Origin of the sequence: Ensifer sp. LC163 (assembly GCF_001695855.1) — a bacterium.
Taxonomy (GTDB): Bacteria; Pseudomonadota; Alphaproteobacteria; order Rhizobiales; family Rhizobiaceae; genus Ensifer.
Genome location: NZ_MBSS01000021.1, coordinates 45,487 through 65,885, shown reverse-complemented (window position 1 = coordinate 65,885; position 20,399 = coordinate 45,487). Strand labels below are relative to the sequence as shown.

General features: G+C 61.0%; 8 protein-coding genes and 2 pseudogenes. 8 read left to right on the top strand and 2 right to left on the bottom strand.

All coding sequences use genetic code 11. The annotated features are described in order from the left end of the window. On the bottom strand, positions 1-12,647 hold a 12,647-nt coding region (locus BC360_RS18025), incomplete at its 3' end, for a peroxidase family protein (protein WP_065796374.1). A gap of 229 nt (positions 12,648-12,876) precedes the next feature. Then, positions 12,877-13,194, bottom strand: a pseudogene (locus BC360_RS30905) (group II intron maturase-specific domain-containing protein); the annotation flags it as partial. A 330-nt stretch (positions 13,195-13,524) separates the two neighbouring features. Between BC360_RS30905 and BC360_RS18015 the strand changes: the two are divergent. The 8 genes and pseudogenes from BC360_RS18015 to BC360_RS31675 all read left to right on the top strand — a co-directional run. Beyond that, positions 13,525-13,881, top strand: a complete 357-nt coding sequence (locus BC360_RS18015) for a hypothetical protein (protein ID WP_065796372.1) — start codon at positions 13,525-13,527, stop codon at positions 13,879-13,881. Positions 13,882-14,510: 629 nt separating this feature from the next. Continuing rightward, complete coding sequence (locus tag BC360_RS18010) at positions 14,511-15,323, top strand: TIM barrel protein (protein WP_065796371.1); 813 nt, start codon at positions 14,511-14,513, stop codon at positions 15,321-15,323. Positions 15,324-15,560: 237 nt separating this feature from the next. Further along, entirely contained in the window at positions 15,561-16,490 is a 930-nt protein-coding gene (locus BC360_RS18005; RefSeq protein WP_065796370.1) for a sugar ABC transporter substrate-binding protein, read from the top strand. 166 nt (positions 16,491-16,656) lie between these two features. Continuing rightward, on the top strand, positions 16,657-18,198 hold the full coding sequence (locus tag BC360_RS18000) for a sugar ABC transporter ATP-binding protein (protein WP_065796369.1): 1,542 nt from the start codon (positions 16,657-16,659) through the stop codon (positions 18,196-18,198). Between the two features lie 35 nt (positions 18,199-18,233). Next, positions 18,234-19,259 carry an ABC transporter permease gene (locus tag BC360_RS17995; RefSeq protein WP_065796368.1) on the top strand — a complete coding sequence of 342 codons (1,026 nt, stop codon included), beginning with the start codon at positions 18,234-18,236 and terminating at the stop codon, positions 19,257-19,259. Positions 19,260-19,560: 301 nt separating this feature from the next. After that, entirely contained in the window at positions 19,561-19,821 is a 261-nt protein-coding gene (locus BC360_RS17990) for a CopG family ribbon-helix-helix protein (RefSeq protein ID WP_025429011.1), read from the top strand. After that, positions 19,821-20,096: a type II toxin-antitoxin system RelE/ParE family toxin gene (locus BC360_RS17985; protein ID WP_065796367.1), complete on the top strand. Its 276-nt coding sequence runs from the start codon at positions 19,821-19,823 to the stop codon at positions 20,094-20,096. Before BC360_RS17990 ends, BC360_RS17985 begins: the two co-directional genes overlap by 1 nt. Before the next feature lie 172 nt (positions 20,097-20,268). Further along, positions 20,269-20,388 (top strand): annotated as a pseudogene (locus BC360_RS31675) (ABC transporter permease); the annotation flags it as partial. Positions 20,389-20,399 lie beyond the last annotated feature (11 nt).

Sequence of the window (20,399 nt, the reverse complement as noted above, 5' to 3'; positions counted from 1 at the left end):
CCCATGAAGCCGGTGCCGATGTCGACCGTCAGCTTGCTCGTCGCCACCGAATAGTCGAGCGTGTCGACGCCGTCGCCGCCCCAGTAGCTGTCGGAGCCGTCGCCCTTGGTGGCCAGCACCATGTCGGCGCCGGCACCGCCCCAGGCCTTGTCCGAGCCCGCCCCGCCTTCGATGACGTCGTTGCCGGCGTCGCCGTAGATCAGGTCGTCGCCGCCATTGCCAAACAGCATGTCGGCTCCGGTCCCGCCGTGGATCTCGTCATCGCCCGCGCCGCCCGAGGCAACGTCGTCGCCGTCACCACCACTCAGCACATCCTCGCCGTCCTCGCCGCGCAGCACGTCGCTGCCGGCATCGCCCGACAGGATGTCGCCGGAAGCGCCGCCCAGCAGCACGTCGGCAAGCACACCCCCCAGCAGCACATCCGCCGCAGATGTTCCGATCAGCGTGCGCGCCGCAGCCGGCAACGGCGTCTGACCACCGTCGCCATCGCCATCGCCGTCGTCATCACCGTCGCCGGAGCCGCAGCTGTCGTCGTCGTCATCGTCGTCCCCATCATCGTCGGGGCCGCCGGTGTCGTCGTCATCGTCATCGTCTTCATCGGGATCGCCGTCATCGTCCGGGTCGGAGCCGTCGTCGTCATCATCGTCGGGACCGCCGGTGTCGTCGTCATCGTCGTCGCCGCCGCCAACGGGATCGCCGTCATCATCGTCATCGTCATCTTCAGGCTCTTGCGTTTCGAAGATGTGCTCCGGGAGGCCCGTCAAGCCGGTATTACGCGCGACGATGTCAGCAAACTCCTGACCATCGACGAAATTCTCGTAGAAGTCGAAGTCGTCTACCCGATCTAGATAGTAGAACCGGTCGGCTTCCTGCAGCCGGTCGAACTGTTCGTGCAGAACGACCCAGAAAGTCTGGCCGACCATGCCTTCATTGATGTGTTTCTCGGCAAGGCCGCCGACCCAGAGGTCGACGCGGTCGATGCCCTTGACGATGCCGGTACCGTTGGCCTGCATCGCCACCTGGATATCTGGATTGATCGCCTGGAACGCGGCGATATCGCCGGGTTGCAGCACCAGATCCGGATAGGCCTGGCGGAACTGGTCGATCACCGCCTGGCTCAGCCCGTTGCGCGCCTGGAAATCCTCCCAAGAGGTATAAGGCGAGAGGTTGCCGGCAAAGCCGCGTGCTTCCGAGACATAAGGATCCTGGGAGGCGGCCAGATCCATGCGGACCTGGTTGAGCGTTCCGAGCCCGACATCCCATCCGCGCGCCACGTTGAAGGCGAACAGGTCGGCGTTAATGCGAACGAGATCGTTGCGGACCGCATCGACGATGTTGAAGTCAACCTCTTCCGCCTGCTGGGTTATGATCCCGCCGAGAATGGAGTTGACGCCAAGCTGTTCGTAGCCGGGTTTCGGCACGTACCCGGGAGGCAATGGACCGGTGAACACGTCCGGATCGTTGCTCGGGTTGAGGAAGGCATCGAACAGGGCCACCTGCTTCGGCTGTCCGTTGGCATCGAGAACGGTCATCGTCTGACCGATCAGCGAGTGGCCAACGCGGTAGACCGCAGCGGCAAATTCGTGCGAAATCCTTGCATCCGCGTTCGGATTGTACTCGCCGTGGCCGTGACTGCCGTCGCCTCTGATTCCGCCGATAAGGTGGTCGGCGAACTCGTTGAAGACGACGCGCTGGTATTCGGCTTCGTTGATGATCTTGGCAGCCTGGAACAGTTCTTCCGCCGTTCCCTCAAAGCCGGCATCCACCAGCCCGTCCACATGGAAGTTATGGTTGCGGGCCCAGATCGTATGCATCGAGGTCAGCGCGAAGTTCTCGTTGCCGCGCCCGTCACCGACCACGTAGTGGTCGAGCAGCTTGATGAACGGGTTGGTGTCGAGAAGCAGCGCATGGGTGCTGCCCATGAAGTTGGAGGTCATCGCCGGCAGCATCGCCTGGTTGATGACGCCGTTGTTGACCAGACCGGCAAAATAGGTCTGGAACGCCACCTGGCCGCCCGGCAATGACGCCGAGTGGAAGACCGTGTTGTTCTCCCAGTGGTGCAGGATCAATTCGCGCAGCGTCGGCAGCAGTTTGAAGTTGCTGTTGGACGGATCCGTCGCGCCCTGAAGCAGCTGCGAGCCGAGTCCGCCGGACCCGTTGCCTTCGCGCAGGAACTGGCCGACGAGTTCGTTCGAGCCATAGGCCTGGTTCTGGTCAGCGAAGGGTGAGGTCTTGTTCAGGTGCTGCGGTACCCCGTCGACGATGCTGTCGACGGTGCCACGTGTCAGGTCGGCCGGATTGCCCGATCCCGGTGCGCCGTTGCCCGGTGCGCCGATCTGGATCGTGCCGTTGCCGCCCTTGCCGAGGAAATCGAGGCCGTGGTCGAAGTACTGGCCGAACGCCATGAAGAAGATGTTGGCGTCCTTTTCGTTCTTCGGCAGGTCGGCTTCCTGCGTCCCAAGGATGTTACTGATGTTGCGCGGGTCGAGCCCGGCGAAAATCGGATTGACCTTGTGGTTGCCGGTCGCCGGATCAAAGGCGCCGAAATGGGCGTCCGTCAACCGGATGAAAGGTTCGTCGGCCGCACCGAATTCGGGATGGGTGACATTGTTGCCGTGGCCAGAGAGGTCACGCACCCCAGGAACGGAGTCGTCGTTGCCAGGAATCTCTTGGCCCCTGACCAGGTTCATCAGCCCCGAAACGTCACGATCGGTCAGCTCAAACGCACCAGTGACGCCATCGCCGTCGTCACCGCCACTTCCGCCGCCCCCGACACCCGACTCCGCAAAGGTTGGCGAGGCCCCGTCAGGCAGAGTAAGGAACGTGATCGTATGGTTGCCGTTCGACAGGATTGTGGTGCCGTTGGCGAGATTCGAGCGCGTGTAGTTGGCGAGTGTCGAACCGGGGGCCAGTTCGATCGCGTCTTGTGGCCGCAATGTGCCGATGATGGTGTCGTGACCGCCATTCGACTTGAAGACAATCCGATGGGCGGACTGCAGCGCCGATATGTCGACTGTGTCATCGCTGGCCGTGCCCTCGAGCGTAATGGTGTTGAGCAAGAGGGTTGTCGGTGCGAAATCGCCGATGGTAACGAAACTGTCGGCGCCACCGCCACCAGTGATGACGATCTCCTCAATCGTGCTGAGTTCCGCGACAATCGACGCGTTGCCGGTTCCATTGCGGGTGACGACGATTTCGGTTGCCGGATCGATCGTCATCCCCGCTGCGATGGCGTCGGCCCTTGCATAGATGCGGAAGGTTTCCGCGGTCGTGTCGCCTAGGACACGAACGATATCGAGATCGCGCCCGCCATCGATGATATCGCGTCCTTCGGTGGCAACGACGGTGATGGTGTCGTTGCCTCGGTCGGCGGCGATCCTGTCGTTGCCGGCGCCGCCATTGATCTGGTCGTCATCGCGACCGGAGTCGATCGTATCGTCGCCCAGACCGCCATTGACGATGTCGTTGCCACGATCAGCGAGGATCGTGTCGTTGCCGTCGCCGGCATTGACGGTATCGTCGCCGCGGCCGGCGTCGATGATGTCGTTGCCGCCGCCGCCGTTGACTGTATCGTTGCCGCGGTCGGCGTTGATGATGTCATCGCCTGCACCGCCGTTGAGCGTGTCGTCGCCCCGCGTTCCCACGACCGTGTTGGCTGGGGGAGGCTCAAGCCCGACACCCACTGTGGGCGCCGAGAACACCTCTTCCAAAACCCCATTGGCGTCCTGGTAGATAGCACGCACGCGCAATGCGAGTCCGGCTAAATCCGTGCCAGGCGTGAAGGTTGGGCCGGTCGCACTCACATCCCCCAGACCTGTGGCAATGATGATGTCTTCGAAGATGCCGGTGCCGGGGCGCGGTTCGAACTGCCAGAAGTATGTGACTGGCCCGGTGATCAGGCCGCCAGGGTTGTCGGCATCGCTCACACCCGCGATCGATACCTCCAGGAGTTGACCCTCGGACGGTGTATTGTCCGGAGTGGCCGTTGCCGCGTCGCGGATCAAGAGCAGGCCCACCGGCTCGCTGTTGATACCTCCAAGTACGATCGATTGGTCAGCAAACCGCAGCCTCTCGATGTTTGACAAACGATCGGTTCCGTCCGGGCCAGCGACGCCTCCGACAATGTGCGATACCGTGATGAAGCCGTTGATATCAGGCGTCGGCAGGTTGGCCGGGTCAAAGACCTGTCCATTGAAGCGATAGTTAGCCAGGACATCCGAGAACACCGCCGTGTCGAAACCAGGGCCATCCGCCGTCAAGATCTCACGGACGATTGTGAGTTGTCCTGGATTGATTTCACCGGAGAACACACGGCCGGTCAGTTCACTCATGCTGTCGACGCTGAAGAGTTCCTCGCCGGTGCCGTTTGCATTCGCGCGCACGCTGATGCGCACATTGAGCGAGCGGTCGCCGTCGATAAGGTCGTCGCCGCCCCTGCCTTCAATGAGATCGCTGCCGTCGCCGCCGAGGATGATGTTACCCGAGCCGAACTGATCGTCGGCGGTGCCGACAATGCCATCCGATCCGGCAGCAGCAGCGCCGACGAATTGCTGCAGGCCAGCGACAAGGCCGAAATTGGTGAGCACGCTGCCGGTAAAACCAGACGAAGCAATCACGGCTGCGTCGGCATCATCGCCGCGCAGAATGTCGCTTAGGGAGGATCCCGACAGGCCTTCAGCCGATTCAAACCGCGCAAGAGCCGATGCCGCCGTCACTGGCACGGGCGTTTCGTCGAAGGCGCGGAGATTGAGGTCGACATTCGCGGCCAACGAGTCGTGCTTGAAAACCGCCCAGTCGAAACCGGACCCGCCGATGTAGCGGTCGACCTGGCCGCCATTGCCGACCATGATGTCATCGCCGCCCTCACCCAGCATTCGGTCTGCGACACTGTCGCCGATGAAGACGTCGTTGCCGATGATTGAATCCAGTCCGCGCGTGTCGAAATTTTCGCCGGCGCTGCCATCGGCCATTCCATGCTCGATCCAGTCGTCACCTTCGTTGCCGAACACCATTTCGTCCGCCCGGGTGCCCAGGATGAAGTCGTTACCAGGGCCGCCGAAGGATTCATTGCTGTCCTCGCCGGTAACGATGAAATCGTTGCCGAAACCGCCAAGCATCAGGTTGATGCCATTGCCGGCATGGATGGCGTCGTTACCATCGCCGCCCTGAAGGTTGTCGTCGCCGCCAAGGTCGGTGATGATATCGTCGCCAGCGCCGCCGAGGATCATATCGACGCCGTCGCCGCCTTCGAGCCTGTCGTTGCCGGCGTCGCCATAGAGCGTGTCGTCGCCGATGCTGGCGATGATCGTGTCGTTACCGGCCGTACCGCCGAGGACAACATGATCCTCGCCGGTATACCGCAGGTAGTCGGTATCGGCACCTGGCGTTGCCGGGTTGTCCCGAATAACCAGCGGCGTCAGAAGGATGCCGCCAAGCGGATCAGAATTGCCGGAAATCCCGTCCGGGCCAGCGACATCGTCAGTCGTACCCTGAATTCCGTCGGCCCCGGGTTCGTTCAGTTCGGTGAACTGCTTGGTCTGGTCGACCTCAAGAATAAAGCCAGGCGTCGAGAACACGTCGCCAGGCAGATGCGTGGCGTCGGTGTTGGCCATAATCAATTTGGCGAAGGAGTTGTTCTCCAGCTCGGTGAGGAAGTTCAGTCCGGCCGTACGCTCCAGGTAGTAGAAACGATCGCCATTCTGCAGCTTCTCCATCTGGTTCTCGAAGACGAAGTTGAAGGTCGAGCCCAGCAGGCCACCGAACGGCATCTGCCGCTCGGCGAGGCCGCCAACCCACAGGTCGATTGCATCGACACCGGTGGTCGTCACCCCGGTCGGGGAGTTGGCGTAGATGCCGGTGCTGTTGAGGAAGGCGATGCGATCCGCCTCGTCCGCGGTGAACGTCCTCTCTACGCCGCCTGCGCCTCCCGCGTTGATCACCGCGCTTCCGCCCAGAACCAGAGCGGCGGCAACGGCGCGTTTTTCCGCAAGCGTGTCGACGTCGGCCGCCGTCAGGGCGGTATGCGTGCCATACGCCGCGATGAAATTGACCACCGAGGATTCGTGCTTCAGGTTGGCCGCAAGCTCGACCCAACTCGCATATGGCTTGAGCTGTCCGTCGCCGGTGGCGTTGTAGAATTCACGGCGCGCCGCATTGAGCGACGGCACGCCCGTATCGCGCCCGCGCATCAGGTTGATGCTTGGTAGATCGAGCGGCAGGCCAAGAAGGTTGTTGCGCAACGCTTCGGTAACGAATTCGTCGATCTCGTTGCCGGTTTGGCGGGTCATGCCGCGCACGATGGCGCCGGCCGCCTGTTCGGCGGTCAAGGCACCGTCATTGTTGAACGCGACCGGGTTGAGGAAGGCCTCGATCAGGCCGATCTCACTCGACTGGAAGTTGGGGTCGAGGCGATTCACGGTTTCCGTCAGCATCGAGTGGCCGAAGCGATAGACCACATGGGCGAACTCGGCAACAATCGCGGGATTGATCGTGGCGTCGTAGCCCTGGCCTTCGGCGAGGAACACGTCGACCTGCGGCTGGACCTTGCGCGCGAATTCCTCGAACACCAGGTGCTGGTACTGCATCTCGGTGGCAAAGCGCGCCGCCTGGAACAGGCGCTCGCCGTTCCACGAGCCATCGGGCAACTGCCACTGGGCGATGAAGGCGGGATCGTTAGAGGCGAGAACGACATCCTTGGTGTGCTGAACCATCCGGTTGTGTTCCGAATGGAAGATGTGGTGCACGGTGGTCAGGCCGATGTTCTCGTTGCCGCGGCCATCGCCAGTGATGAAGTGGCGATCGAGCAACTCGTTGTCGTAGGTGCCCGGATTGTTGTCATCGCCAATGCCGGTGTCGGCGTCGGCCGTCAGGAGCGCGCCGGCCGAATTGCGTGGATTGGCGCTATGCGCGATGTCGTCGAGGAAGGCATGGTTGGTCCGGATGACATCGACGGGGACAGCGAGACCACCGGCGACCCCTTCGACAAGTCCGCCTGCGGTTACAAATTGCGCCAGGCCGTTCGCGCCCGGAATGAACTTGCCGTAGGGATCAGTGGCAACCATCGGCAGGTTGGTAACGTCCGCGTCCGTGAGGGTGATGCCAAGCATCAACGCTTGCGCTTTGACGTTGGCCCAGGTCGGCAGGCCGCCGTCAGCGCCGTCGAGCAACTGCCCTGTCGCGACCGGGTGATTGTTCGCATCGAGCGCGTACTCGCGCAGGAACACCTGATGCGAGGGATGTGAGGTATAGGTCTGGTTCTGATCGACGAAGGGCGTGGTCTGGTTGTTATGCCTGTGGATGTCGTCGGCCGTCCCGAGGACGCCGTCGGCGCCTGCCTGGACGAGCGTATTGGTGGCCCGGCTCAGCACCATGAAATTGGTCGGGCTACCCTCCACATAAAGGGGATCGTCAGGCTGCAACGGGACAAATATCGTGCCGTTTCCGCCCTTGTTGACGAGGTCGAGGCCATGGTCGAAGAACTGGCCAAAGAAGGTGAACCAGCCATTGAACCCCGCCGACAGGCCTTCGTCAGGCGCCGTGTTGGGGATGAATAGCGGTTGGCCGGCGGGAATGGGGACTCCATTCAAATCGAGCAGGACGCCATTGACGTCGAGCGTTCCGAGGCCCGCCGCGACGAAGGCCTCAACGGCCACCGGGTTGGTGATCGTCTGGTCGACGATCAGATTGGAGATGATGCGCGGATCGGCGTCGACGACGTTGGTTGTGGAGGCGTAGTTGGTATTGGTAATCGGGCCGAACGTGTCGCCGTCCTGGTCATTGCGGAACTGCTGATCCAGCAGGAGCGGGAAATCCTGGTCGGCAGCGCCGAAGTCGGTCTGGCCCTGAACCAGGTTGTTCAACGAACCGTCCACCGTGCGCAGGCCAAAAGGCAGCCTGGTGTTCGGCAGCAGCGAGCGCAGGTCCTGTGCCGGGGTTCCATAAGCCCCCGAATGCGCTTCAGCGATCAGAATCTGGTCAAGTATGAACTGCAGATCGCCGCGGATCAGATGGATGCCGGCGCTGGTGACCGGCGTTTCGGCCGGAATCGGCGCAGGCGGCGCCGCCGGTGCACCGGCAGCGACGGCCACGGTCGGCGTGGAGAAAACCGTCTCCAGCACGCCATTGGCATCCTGATAGACCGCCTTGGCGCGCAGTCTCAGCCCATCGAGATCGGGCGTGATGCGGAACGTATTGCCAAGCGCCGTGCCGGGGTTGCCGCCGCCAAAGTCGACGATATCCTGGAAGATGCCCGAGCCGGCGATGGCTTCCGATTGCCAGATGATGCTGATCGGACCGGTAATTTCTCCCGTGCCCGGATTGTCGGCGTCGGTGACGCCCGCCGTCGAAACCGTCAATACCTGATTGACGGCAGGCGTGAGGTCGTCAAGCACCAACAGGCCAACCGGATCATTGTTGAGACCGGCCACGAGCGTCACGGACTGGTCCGCAAATTGCAGCCGCTCGACGTTCAGGAGGCGGTCGGCGCCATCTGCGTCGACACCGATGACGACTCCATTTCCATCAAGCAGATTGTGCGTGACAGTCGTAACACCGCCCAGGCTGGTCACGACAGTGTAGTTGGCTCGATTGTCGGAGAATACGGCCGTATCGAAGTCGGCGTCGCCGGTGTTGATCTCGCGAACGATACTGAGCTGGCTTGGCTTGATTTCACCGGAAAGCATATAGGGCACAAGCTCTGTCAGGCTGTCCACACTGGTGATGACGGGCTGGCCCGGCTGCGGCGTGTGGCCGGTCACCGAAATCCGCACGTTCAACCAGCGGTCGCCGTCGATGAGGTCGTCACCGCCGCGGCCTTCGATAATGTCGCTGCCGCTGCCGCCGAGGATGATGTTGCCGCCGCCGAACGAAGTGACGCCCGTCGTCGACAGAATCTGGTCGAGAAACGCCTGCAGATCGTCGATCAGGCTGATATTGGTGAGCGCACTGTTCTGTGGCCCGGCAACGTTGATCTCGGCCGCGTCGGCATCGTCGCCGCGCAGGATGTCGCCAAAGGCCGATCCAGTCAGGCCCTCCACCTGGGCGAACCGGTCAAGAATACCCTGGTTGGAGGGCGTTACCGGCGGCTCAATGAAGTCGTTGACATTGAGGTCGACGGTCACGCCGAACGCATCGTTCTTGTAGCTGGCCCAGTCGAAGCCGCCACCGCCGCCGAAATGGTCTTCGCCGTCGGACATGACCATGATGTCGTCGCCGCCTTCGCCGTCGACTTCGTCGAAGCCGCCGCCGGTGATGAAAACATCGTGGCCGATGACGGTGCCCGCCTCCTGCGGGTCGAAATTGTCGCCGCCCGCGCCATCGGATGTGCCGATCTCGATCCAGTCATCGCCCTCATTGCCGAATGTCGGCAGGTTCATCTGGGCGCCCAGGATGAAGTCGTTGCCGGTGCCGCCGAAGGTCTCGGAAACGTCCTCGCCGGTGATGATGAAGTCGCTGCCACCCCCGCCGAGGATCAGATTGAAGCCATTGCCGCCGTGAATGACGTCATCGCCGTCATTGCCCTTGAGGACGTCATCGCCGCCCAGGTCGGTAATGATGTCGTCGCCGGCGCCGCCTTCGATATTGTCGACACCGTCGCCACCCTCGATCCGGTCATTGCCACCGTCGCCCAGGAGCGTGTCATCGCCAATGCCCGAAATGATAATGTCATCGCCCTCGGTGCCGCCGAGAACCACGTGATCCTCGCCGGTGTAGTGGAGGAAATTCGTATCGACGACCGCAGTCGCCGGGTTGTCGCGAATGACGAGCGGAATGAGGGCAGTGCCGCCGAGAGGATCAGAATTGCCGGAAATCCCGTCCAGGCCGGCGACATCGTCATCCGTACCCTGAATTCCGTCGGCCCCGGGTTCGTTCAGTTCGGTGAACTGCCGGGTCTGGTCGACCTCAAGAATAAAGGTAGGCGTCGAGAACACGTCGGCAGGCAGATGCGTGGCATTGGTGTTGGCCATAATCAATTTGGCGAAGGAGTTGTTCTCCAGCTCGGTGAGGAAATGCATGCCGGCGGTGCGGGCAAGGTAGTAGAAGCGATCGCCATTCTGCAACGCCTCCAACTGCGTCTCGAAGACGAAGTTGAAGGTCGAGCCCAGCAGGCCACCGAACGGCATCTGCTTTTCGGCGAGGCCGCCAACCCACAGGTCGATTGCATCGACACCGGTGGTCGTCACCCCGGTCGGGGAGTTGGCGTAGATGCCGGTGCTGTTGAGGAAGGCAAGCCGGTCGGCCTCGTCCGCAATGAATGTCCTTTCGGCAATGCTACCGGCGTTGATCACCGCGCTTCCGCCCAGAACCAGAGCTGAGGCAATGGCGCGTTTTTCCGCAAGCGTGTCGACGTCGGCCGCCGTCAGGGCGGCATGCGTGCCGTAGGCGGCGATGAAATTGATGACCGACTCGGGATGCTTCAGGTTCTGCACCAAGTCGACCCAGCTCGTATAAGGCTTGAGCTGACTGTCGGAAGTCATTTCGTAGAATTCACGGCGCGCGGCATTCAACGATGGCACGCCGGTATCACGACCACGCGCAAGGTTGATGGTCGGCAGATCAAGCGGCAGGCCAAGAAGGTTGTTGCGCAGCGCTTCCGTGACGAACTCGTCGATCTCGTTGCCGGCCTGGCGCGTTACGCCGCGCACGATGGCGCCGGTCGCCTCTTCCGGCGTTGGACCGCTTGCGGCAAAGGCGAGCGGGTTGAGGAAGGCCGCGATCAGGCCAATTTCGCTTGATACGAAATTGGGATCGAGGCGGTCGATTGTCTCGGTCAGCATCGAGTGCCCGAAGCGGTAGACCGTATGTGCGAACTCGGCAACAATCGCGGGATCGATCGTCGTGTCGAAACCTTCAGGCGCAAGAAACGCATCGACCTGCGGCTGGATCTTACGCGCGAACTCCTCGAACACCAGGTGCTGGTACTGCATTTCGGTGCCGAATTTCGCCGCCTGGAACAGGCGTTCGCCATCCCACTGGAGCGTGGCGATGTCCGCAAGCGCCGGGACCGTCAGCACGTCGACCACCAGCCATTGATTGAGGAAGGCAACCGCCTCAGCCTGCGTCGCGCCACCGGCAAGCAGCGCCTGGGCATCGCTGACAAGGACTTCCATGGTATGATCGGCCAGCCGGTTGTGTTCGGCATGGAAGATCGAATGCACGGCGGTGAGGCCGATATTCTCGTTCACGCGGCCGTCGCCGGCGATGTAGTGCGCGTCGAGCAGCTCGTCATCGTAAAATCCCTGTCCCGGAGGTGTGCCACCTGCGACAAGGTCGACGTCCGGGGTCAATGCCTGAGGGGGGGTTGCCGGATTGCCGTCATGGTCGCCGAAGGGGTTGGCGGCATGCGCGATGTCATCGAGGAAGCCGTGTCCTGTGCTGATCGCCTGGGACGCGTTGACCGGCGATGCCGGATTGCCTTCGACAAGAACCGGGGGAGGGCCGGCCGCGACGACGAGTTGTGGAAAGCCGTTCTGGCCCCTGATGAAGTTGCCATAAGCATCCGTGGCAAGCAGCGGCACGCGAAGCGCGTCGGTGTCTGTCAGGTTGATGCCGAGGATGTCGCGCGCCTGCGCCTTCACGACGGCCCAGGTGGCCATGCCACCGATTTCTACGTCATCGTCCGTGCCGTATATGCCGTCGATTCCGAGGTCGCGATTGGTGATCAGCTTGCCGGTAGGCACCGGCCTGCCATTGGCATCCAGTTCATAGGCGCGCAGGAAAACCTGATGCGAGGGATGCGAGGAATAGGTCTGGTTCTGGTCGACAAACGGCGATGTCGTATTCATCGCTTCGTGGGTTGTGTTGTCGGCGGACTCGTCAACTGCCGTCGTCGGGTCATTGTTAAGAATGCCGTCGGCGCCCGGCCCGGCAAACTGGGTCGCCCGCGTCAGCACCATGAAGTTTGTCGGGCTGCCCACGACAAAGAGCGGATCATCCGGCTGCAGCGGGATGAACACGACATCATTCCCCCCCTTGGTCACGAGGTCGAGACCATGGTCGAAGAACTGGCCGAAAAAGGTGAACCAGGAATTGAATGGTGCGGACAGGCCTTCATCCGGCGTGCTATTGGGAATGAAGAAGACGGGCTTGTCGTCGCCCGTGCCAAACTGGCCATCCAGCCCAGGGCTGGTAACGATATTCAGGCCAAGATTCGTTACCGTTTGATCGAACGCCTGCTGGGCGGCTATCACAGCCGGGTCTGACGTATTGCCGCCGGCATTGGCCTTGGCCGTCTCCAAAGCCTGGAGGGCAGTGAGGAAGGAGGCGCTGTCTCCGGTAATGTCCACAGATCCGGCATTCTGGAGGGCGGCCGCAATCGCCGCCGGATTGTTCAACGACTGGTCGACGATCAAATTGCTGATCGTTCGCGGCTGCGAGTCGATGACCGTGCCACTTGTCTGCGCATATGAGGTTCCAGCTTGGGCATCACGGAACACCGGGTCCGTCAGGCGCGGGAAGATGTTGTCGGCCGCGCCGAATTCGCTCTGATCCGCAAAAAGATTGTTGAATGATCCATCAACCGTCCGCAGACCGAAGGGGACGAACGAGTTCGGGACCAGGGTCCTCGGATCAGATCCGGCCGCGTGGGCCTCCGCGAGGAGAATTTGCTGCAGGATGAATTCCAGGTCCGAGCGAATATACTGTACCATGCCACCCTCCCAATGATTGCCTTCACCTTGGACAAAGCTTCGCCTTCGCACCAAACGAAGTGCGCTGCCGGCTGAACACGCCGCCGAAGCCATGGTTGCGACAGTTGTTAGGCCCTCCACGGACCAATCGCCGATGACTATGCAAGCTTGAGCATCTGTATGCGAGGGTCCTTAGTGTAGCGATTGCTTGGACCAAGGTGCTTAGACCAAGGTCCTCAGACCAAGGTCCTCAGACCAGGGCCCAAGTTTGGATCCCTTTAATTTCAGAGGCCCAATCATCGATGAAAGCTACGGATATCCGGTCCAACCGTTCAATCCCCTTACCGACGCAGTATCTCGCCCACCGTGCTCCTTTCATGGGATGACGCCGACTTGCCCATTTCCAGAGTATTTGCCAGATGTGCGCGTCTATCGATGAGAAGCTCGCTTTCGCCACGGCATGACGGTGATACATAGCCCATCCCCGGATGACTGGGTTCAGTTTCTGTATCAACGCCTCCTGAGTGACGCTCGCGTTGCCTTGGATGATTTCCCTGACCTTGTCGAGGAGCGCCTTAACACTCTTCCTTGACTATCATCAGGCTCGGTGGTGCTGGACCAACGACGCCCACCGCCAAGCATCGTTTCGAGATGATGGAGAGCTGATCAAGGCGATCGCAGAAGCTGGAGGCCGAGACGAAAAGAGCACTGTTCTCGGCGACTGCCAGAGCCACCGCAAGGTCATCATTGAAACCATCACTCATGAGGACCGGCAGCTTTAGCCGCCACGATCATGCGCGCTGGCAGCGGGAGCAGGCATTGGGGCGTCTGACGAATCGAGCTGGCTAGTCGCTAAACGCCGCTGTGCTATCCTCACGTCATTGGACGGGGGCGCAAGATGAATTTCCGACGCGGTTTCTTTCGATTGTGGCTGATCGTCTCTGCACTTTGGGTGCTGACGCTAGTCGTCTACGTCGAAATTGAAGGACGGCGGCGAGACGTGACAGATGGAGGCTCCATCTTCGTCAGGGGCTGGGTAGTGATCACCGACGGCTGGAAAGCCGAGAAAGAGGTAGCCGCCATGAGGGAAAGGGCTGCTGCATCTGGAAGCCCGAGCATTGTCGTGCCGGACGAGATTGGGAGCAGACTTCGAGCCGGCAGGGAGGTACAGAAAGCGGCTTTGCTTTTCGGCGGCATGCTGCTAGGCACACCCCTTGTCCTGCTTGTGCTAGGGGCTTGGGTCATCCGTGGTTAGGGCTCGTCTCCCGCAAACGCCGCCTCTGTGCCAAGCGCGGCTTTGACCTTGCCGCCGAATGAAAGAAAGTATGGCGTTGGTCTCGCGCCAAGCGCTTGCAAACAGGGCGGCGTCTGCCGCCATTGTGATACATTTCATTTTACTCGCATATTTGCGAGAGTTAGCTCCCCCTAGCCTGGCGATTACCGGTGACAGGCTCGCACGGCGGCGCCAGATCGCAAACGCACTCCCTCCGCGCCCGCGCGAACCCTAGCTGGCAAGCGCCGGCTAAGCCGATTGGACGGCGTATGCTCCACGGCTGCCGTCATTTTGGAACAGACGCACCGGGTAGATCGGAATACTCCATCCTTGCGCAGACCGACGGAGCGCAGAAGCCAGCCTTCTCGATCCAGGCCAACCTAGCAAGAGTTCAAAGGCGGTCGCACGCGAACAGTAGATCTGCACCGAAACCACCGGGGATCTGATTGGATTCCATCATCTGAGAACGACAATCTTGCACCAATGCAAGTGCTTTGACGGGACACGCATTATCCACCTCCTAGCCACGGGCGATTTGTCCGGCTAGCTATCAATGGAATGAACGTTCCATTTATAGCTAGTAACAAATCCAACCTGGAGGAGACATTCCCATGACTACCCTGCCCTTCGCGCTTAATCACATGACGACGCCCGCCTTGTCAGTCGGCGCTTTCTTTGCCCTTGCACGATCGCTCGGCATGACTTCCGTCGAGATCCGCAACGACCTGACTGGCAATGCAATCCTGGACGGCAGTCCCGCCGCAGAAGTGGCGGCACTTGCCGTGGAGCATGGAGTGACGATCATCTCCATCAACGCTCTGCAGCGCTTCAATGAATGGAATGAAACCCGCGCAGCCGAGGCCGCGCACCTGATTTCCTACGCGCGAGACTGCGGCGCCAAGGCGCTCGTCCTTGTTCCGGTCAATGATGGCAGCGGCCAGGCCGATGGCGAACGCCAGGCCAATCTGAAGCAAGCTCTTAAGGCACTGAAGCCGATGCTCGATGCTGCCGGCATCATTGGCCTTGTCGAGCCGCTCGGCTTCGAGATCTGCTCGCTTCGCTCCAAGACGGAAGCTGTTGACGGCATTCAGGCCGTGGACGGTGAGGCGACTTTCCGCGTTGTCCATGACACCTTCCACCACCATCTCGCCGGCGAGCCGGCGATCTACCCCGAGATGACCGGCCTCGTGCATATCTCCGGCGTTACCGACCGCAGTGTGGCGATCGCCGATCTGCGCGACTCGCATCGTGTTCTGGTCGACGAAAACGACACCCTCGACAATATCGGGCAGATTCGCCACCTGAGAGCTGCGGGCTATTCCGGCCCCTTCTCCTTCGAGCCCTTTGCCGATGAAGTGCACGGCCTCACCGACCCGGCGACAGCCATCAAATCAAGCACAGCCTACGTCGAAGCCCACGTCTGACTGGCAAAGCCGACCGAGCATTGGAAAACGAAGCGAGGCGTCGAAAGACACCCTTGACGGCGCCCGCATAAAATGGAATACATATTCCGTAATTGCAAATCACTGGTTCTTTTATTCCGTTTTGATTGGAGCGTAGCGGGAGTACCGCTTCCGATCAGAGATGGGCGCGACCCGATGTGGTCAGCGTTTCCGGCTGGAGAAGGTGTGGCCGGGCACCAAATGTGGAGGAGAAAGACAATGAAAAAGTTCCTGCTGGGTACAGCCATGGCCGTGATGATGTCGACGGCAGCGCATGCCGAAACCATCGGCGTGTCCATGGCGCTGTTCGACGACAACTTCCTGACGGTCCTGCGTAACGGCATGTCCGACTATGCAAAGACGCTCGATGGCGTCGATCTGCAGATCGAAGACGCACAGAACGACGTCTCGAAGCAGCAGAGCCAGATCCAGAACTTCATCGCCGCCGGCGTCACCGCCATCATCGTCAACCCGGTCGATACGGATGCCACGGCCGCCATGTCGAAGATCGCCGCTGACGCGGGCATTCCGCTGGTCTACGTCAACCGCGAACCTGTTAACGTCGACACCCTGCCGGAAAAGCAGGCCTTCGTCGCCTCGAACGAGCAGGAATCCGGTACGCTGCAGACCCAGGAAGTCTGCAAGATGCTGGGCGGCAAGGGCAAAGCCGTCGTCATGATGGGCGAGCTTTCCAACCAGGCTGCCCGCATGCGCACGAAGGACATCCATGACGTGCTCGCCACCGAAGCGTGCAAGGGCATCGAGATCGTCGAAGAGCAGACCGCCAACTGGTCGCGTACCCAAGGCTCGGACCTCTTGACCAACTGGCTTTCTGCCGGCCTCGAGTTCGATGCCGTGATTTCCAACAACGACGAAATGGCGATCGGCGCCATCCAGGCACTGAAGGCGGCTGGCCGCTCGATGGACAGCGTTGTTATTGGCGGCATCGATGCCACCCAGGATGCGCTTGCCGCACTGGCCGCCGGCGACCTCGACGTCACCGTGTTCCAGAACGCTGCCGGCCAGGGCAAGGGTTCTGTCGACGCGGCGCTGAAGCTCGCCAAGGGCGAAGCCATCGAGAAGAAGGTCTACATCCCCTTCGAACTCGTGACCAAGGACAACCTTGCCGAATATCAGGCAAAGAACTGATCCGTTGCAACGAGAGCGCGGGATAATCCCGCGCTCCCATTCAAAAACAGTCCCGCTGCAGATGCGCTGATCCCATAGACGAGTGCCTGCGAGGAGAATGGCTGGTTGACCCACCAGTTGCGAGGACTTTTCCGCGAAAGCCGGAATTGACGGGGAGGCAATGATAATGACGCTCAGTCCGACAACGATGGCCGCCGTGCGCGCCAGCGGCGCCGTACCCAACGCCGAGTACCTTCTCAACGTCGAAGGCATTCGCAAGGAATTTCCGGGCGTCGTCGCGCTCGACGACGTGTCCTTCCGCCTGAAGCGCGGCACGGTCCATGCGCTTATGGGCGAAAATGGCGCCGGCAAATCGACACTGATGAAGATCCTTGCCGGGATCTATACGCCCGACAGGGGCGAGGTCCGGCTGAAAGGCGCCGACATCAGACTGAAGTCGCCGCTCGACGCGCTCGAAAATGGCATCGCCATGATCCATCAGGAACTGAACCTGATGCCGTTCATGACGGTCGCCGAAAACATCTGGATCAGGCGCGAACCGAAGAACCGCTTCGGCTTCGTCGATCATGGCGAGATGCGGCGCATCACCGCCCGACTGTTCGATCGCCTGAACATCAAGCTCGACCCGGATATCGAGGTCCGGCACCTCTCGGTCGCCAACCGCCAGATGGTCGAGATCGCCAAGGCGGTCTCCTACGAATCCGACGTGCTGATCATGGACGAACCGACCTCGGCCTTGACGGAGCGCGAGGTCGCGCACCTGTTCGAGATTATCCGCGATCTGCGCTCGCAGGGCATCGGCATCGTCTACATCACTCACAAGATGAACGAGCTGTTCGAGATCGCCGACGAGTTCTCGGTCTTCCGTGACGGCAAATATATCGGCACGCATGCCTCGAGCGATGTCACCCGCGACGACATCATTCGCATGATGGTCGGCCGCGAAATCACCCAGATGTTCCCGAAGGAAGAGGTGCCGATCGGCGACGTCATGCTTTCGGTCAACAATCTGACGCTTGACGGCGTGTTCCGCGATGTTTCCTTCGACGTGCGCGCCGGTGAAATCCTGGGGATCGCCGGGCTGGTCGGCTCCGGCCGCTCGAATGTCGCCGAGACGCTCTTTGGCGTGACGCCGGCAAGTTCCGGCACCATCGCCATCGACGGCAAGACCGTTTCGATCGACAGTCCCAATACCGCAATCCGCAACCGGATGGCGTTCCTGACGGAAGACCGCAAGGACACCGGCTGTCTCTTGATCCTTGACGTGCTCGAAAACATGCAGATCGCCGTCCTGCAGGACCGCTTCGTCAAGGGCGGTTTCGTGACGGAAAGGGACATCACCGCCGCCTGCGAAGAGATGAGCCGCAAGCTTCGGGTCAAGACGCCCAATCTGCAGGAGCGCATCGAGAACCTGTCGGGTGGCAATCAGCAGAAGGTGCTGATTGGCCGTTGGCTGCTCACCAACCCGCGCATCCTGATCCTCGACGAGCCGACACGCGGCATCGACGTCGGGGCCAAGGCGGAAATCCACCGTCTCGTCACCGAACTCGCCCGCAACGGCGTCGCCGTCATCATGATTTCTTCGGAAATGCCGGAAGTACTGGGCATGAGCGATCGCATCATGGTCATGCACGAAGGTCGTGTCACAGGCATCCTCGACCGCGCCGAAGCAACCCAGATCAAGGTCATGGAACTCGCCGCCAGCTAAGCGCGAACCGAACGGACCACAGGGAGGAACGAACAATGGAAACCAATGTCGCAGCACAAGGCACCGGCGCGGCCCTTCCGGGTGCGAAGCGTCGGATGCCGCCCGAATTCAGCATCTTCCTGGTGCTGATCGGTATCGCGCTTGTATACGAAATCCTTGGCTGGATCTTCGTCGGGCAGAGTTTCTTGATGAACCCGCAGCGCCTGACCATCATGATCCTGCAGGTCGCCGTCATCGGCATCATCGCCGTCGGCGTGACCCAGGTCATCATCACCGGGGGGATCGATCTGTCCTCCGGCTCGGTCGTCGGAATGACCGCCATGTTCTCGGCAAGCGTGGCCCAGGCCTCCACCTGGCCACGTGCGCTCTATCCGTCGCTGACGGACCTGCCCGCTATCGTGCCGATCGGGCTCGGCGTCGGCGTCGGCCTACTTGCCGGCTTCATCAACGGTCAGCTGATCGCCCGAACCAAGATCCCACCCTTCATCGCCACACTCGGCATGATGGTCTCGGCGCGCGGCATCTCGAAGTGGTACACCAAGGGCCAGCCGGTTTCCGGCCTCACCGACCAGTTCAATTTCATCGGCACCGGCATCTGGCCCGTGATCGTCTTCCTGGTCGTCGCGATCATCTTCCACATTGCCCTGCGCTACACCCGCTACGGCAAGTTCACCTATGCGATCGGCGCCAATGTTCAGGCAGCCCGCGTCTCGGGCATCAATGTCGAGGCCCATCTGATCAAGGTCTATGCCATTGCCGGCATGCTGGCAGGTCTTGCCGGCGTGGTCACTGCCGCTCGCGCACAGACCGCACAGGCCGGCATGGGCGTCATGTACGAACTCGACGCGATCGCCGCGACCGTCATTGGCGGCACGTCGCTGACCGGTGGTGTCGGGCGTATCACCGGCACGGTAATCGGCACCATTATTCTCGGCGTCATGACCTCCGGCTTCACGTTCCTAAGGGTGGACGCCTACTACCAGGAAATCGTCAAGGGCCTGATCATCGTCGCCGCCGTCGTGATCGACGTCTATCGACAGAAGAACCGCAAGAAAGCCTGATCCTCCAAAGAAGACCTGTTCTCCCGGTGAGCCAACTGGCCGGGATGATGAAAATCATCCCGGCCTTTTTTGTATCCGTGGTGCTACCGGCGCCATTTGGAAGCTGGCAGGCAACCTCGCTCTTGGTGTTTGACAGAAGTGATCGGCAAACCATTTGCCAAACGTGTGTATCACGGTGAATTTCGCGGACACTGCCCCGGCTTGATGCCAGCAAAGCCGTTGGCCCCATCAGGGACGAACAGCGCCTCGACTTAATCGTATTTAATCACTATGATTAAGTCCGATAGGTCGGAGATGTTCGATGGAAACCAAAGTACTGACAGCGCATGTTCCGCTGCCGCTTGCGGAGAGGGTAGATCAGCTGGCTAGCCGGCTGGAACGTTCGCGCGGCTGGATCATCAAGCAGGCACTCACGGCCTGGGTGGACCAAGAGGATGAACGACGCCTGCTCACACTTGAGGCGCTCGCGGACGTGGACGCCGGTCAAGTCATTGACCATCAGGCCGTGCAAGCCTGGGCCGATAGTCTGGACAACGACAAGCCGCTCTCTGTTCCGCTCTGATGCAGGCTAAATGGACAAGCAAGGCCCTCGGTGATCTCGCACGCCTCTTCGAGTTTCTCGCTCCTGTTAATCGGCGGGCGGCCGCACGCACGGTTCTATCGTTGACGACTGCACCGACGCGCCTGATTGAACAGCCGCGACTTGGAGAGAAGCTCGAAGAGTTTGCGCCTCGCGAAGTCCGCCGAATCCTCGTTGGGCATTATGAGATCCGCTACGAGATTCAACAGTCGACAATCTATGTTCTGCGCGTATGGCATACCCGCGAGGATCGTTGAACCAGGGCCAGCTTTGGTTCTTGCACGATAAAAGTGGACGAAGCTCGCGGCGCCGGAACAGATGTTCCGGCCCGACTTGCATAGCCAACGTTCTTGCACACCCGCCTTTCGACGCTTCACCAGCGCATTGCGTTGATCGCCGCTGCCCGTGGCATCCCCGGCATTCTCAACGTCATCCGGCTTCAACTTCCTGCAGATCGACGCCTACTATCAGGAGATCGTCAAGGGCCTGATCATCGTCGCCGCCGTCGTGATCGACGTCTATCGACAGAAGAACCGCAAGAAAGCCTGATCCTCCAAAGA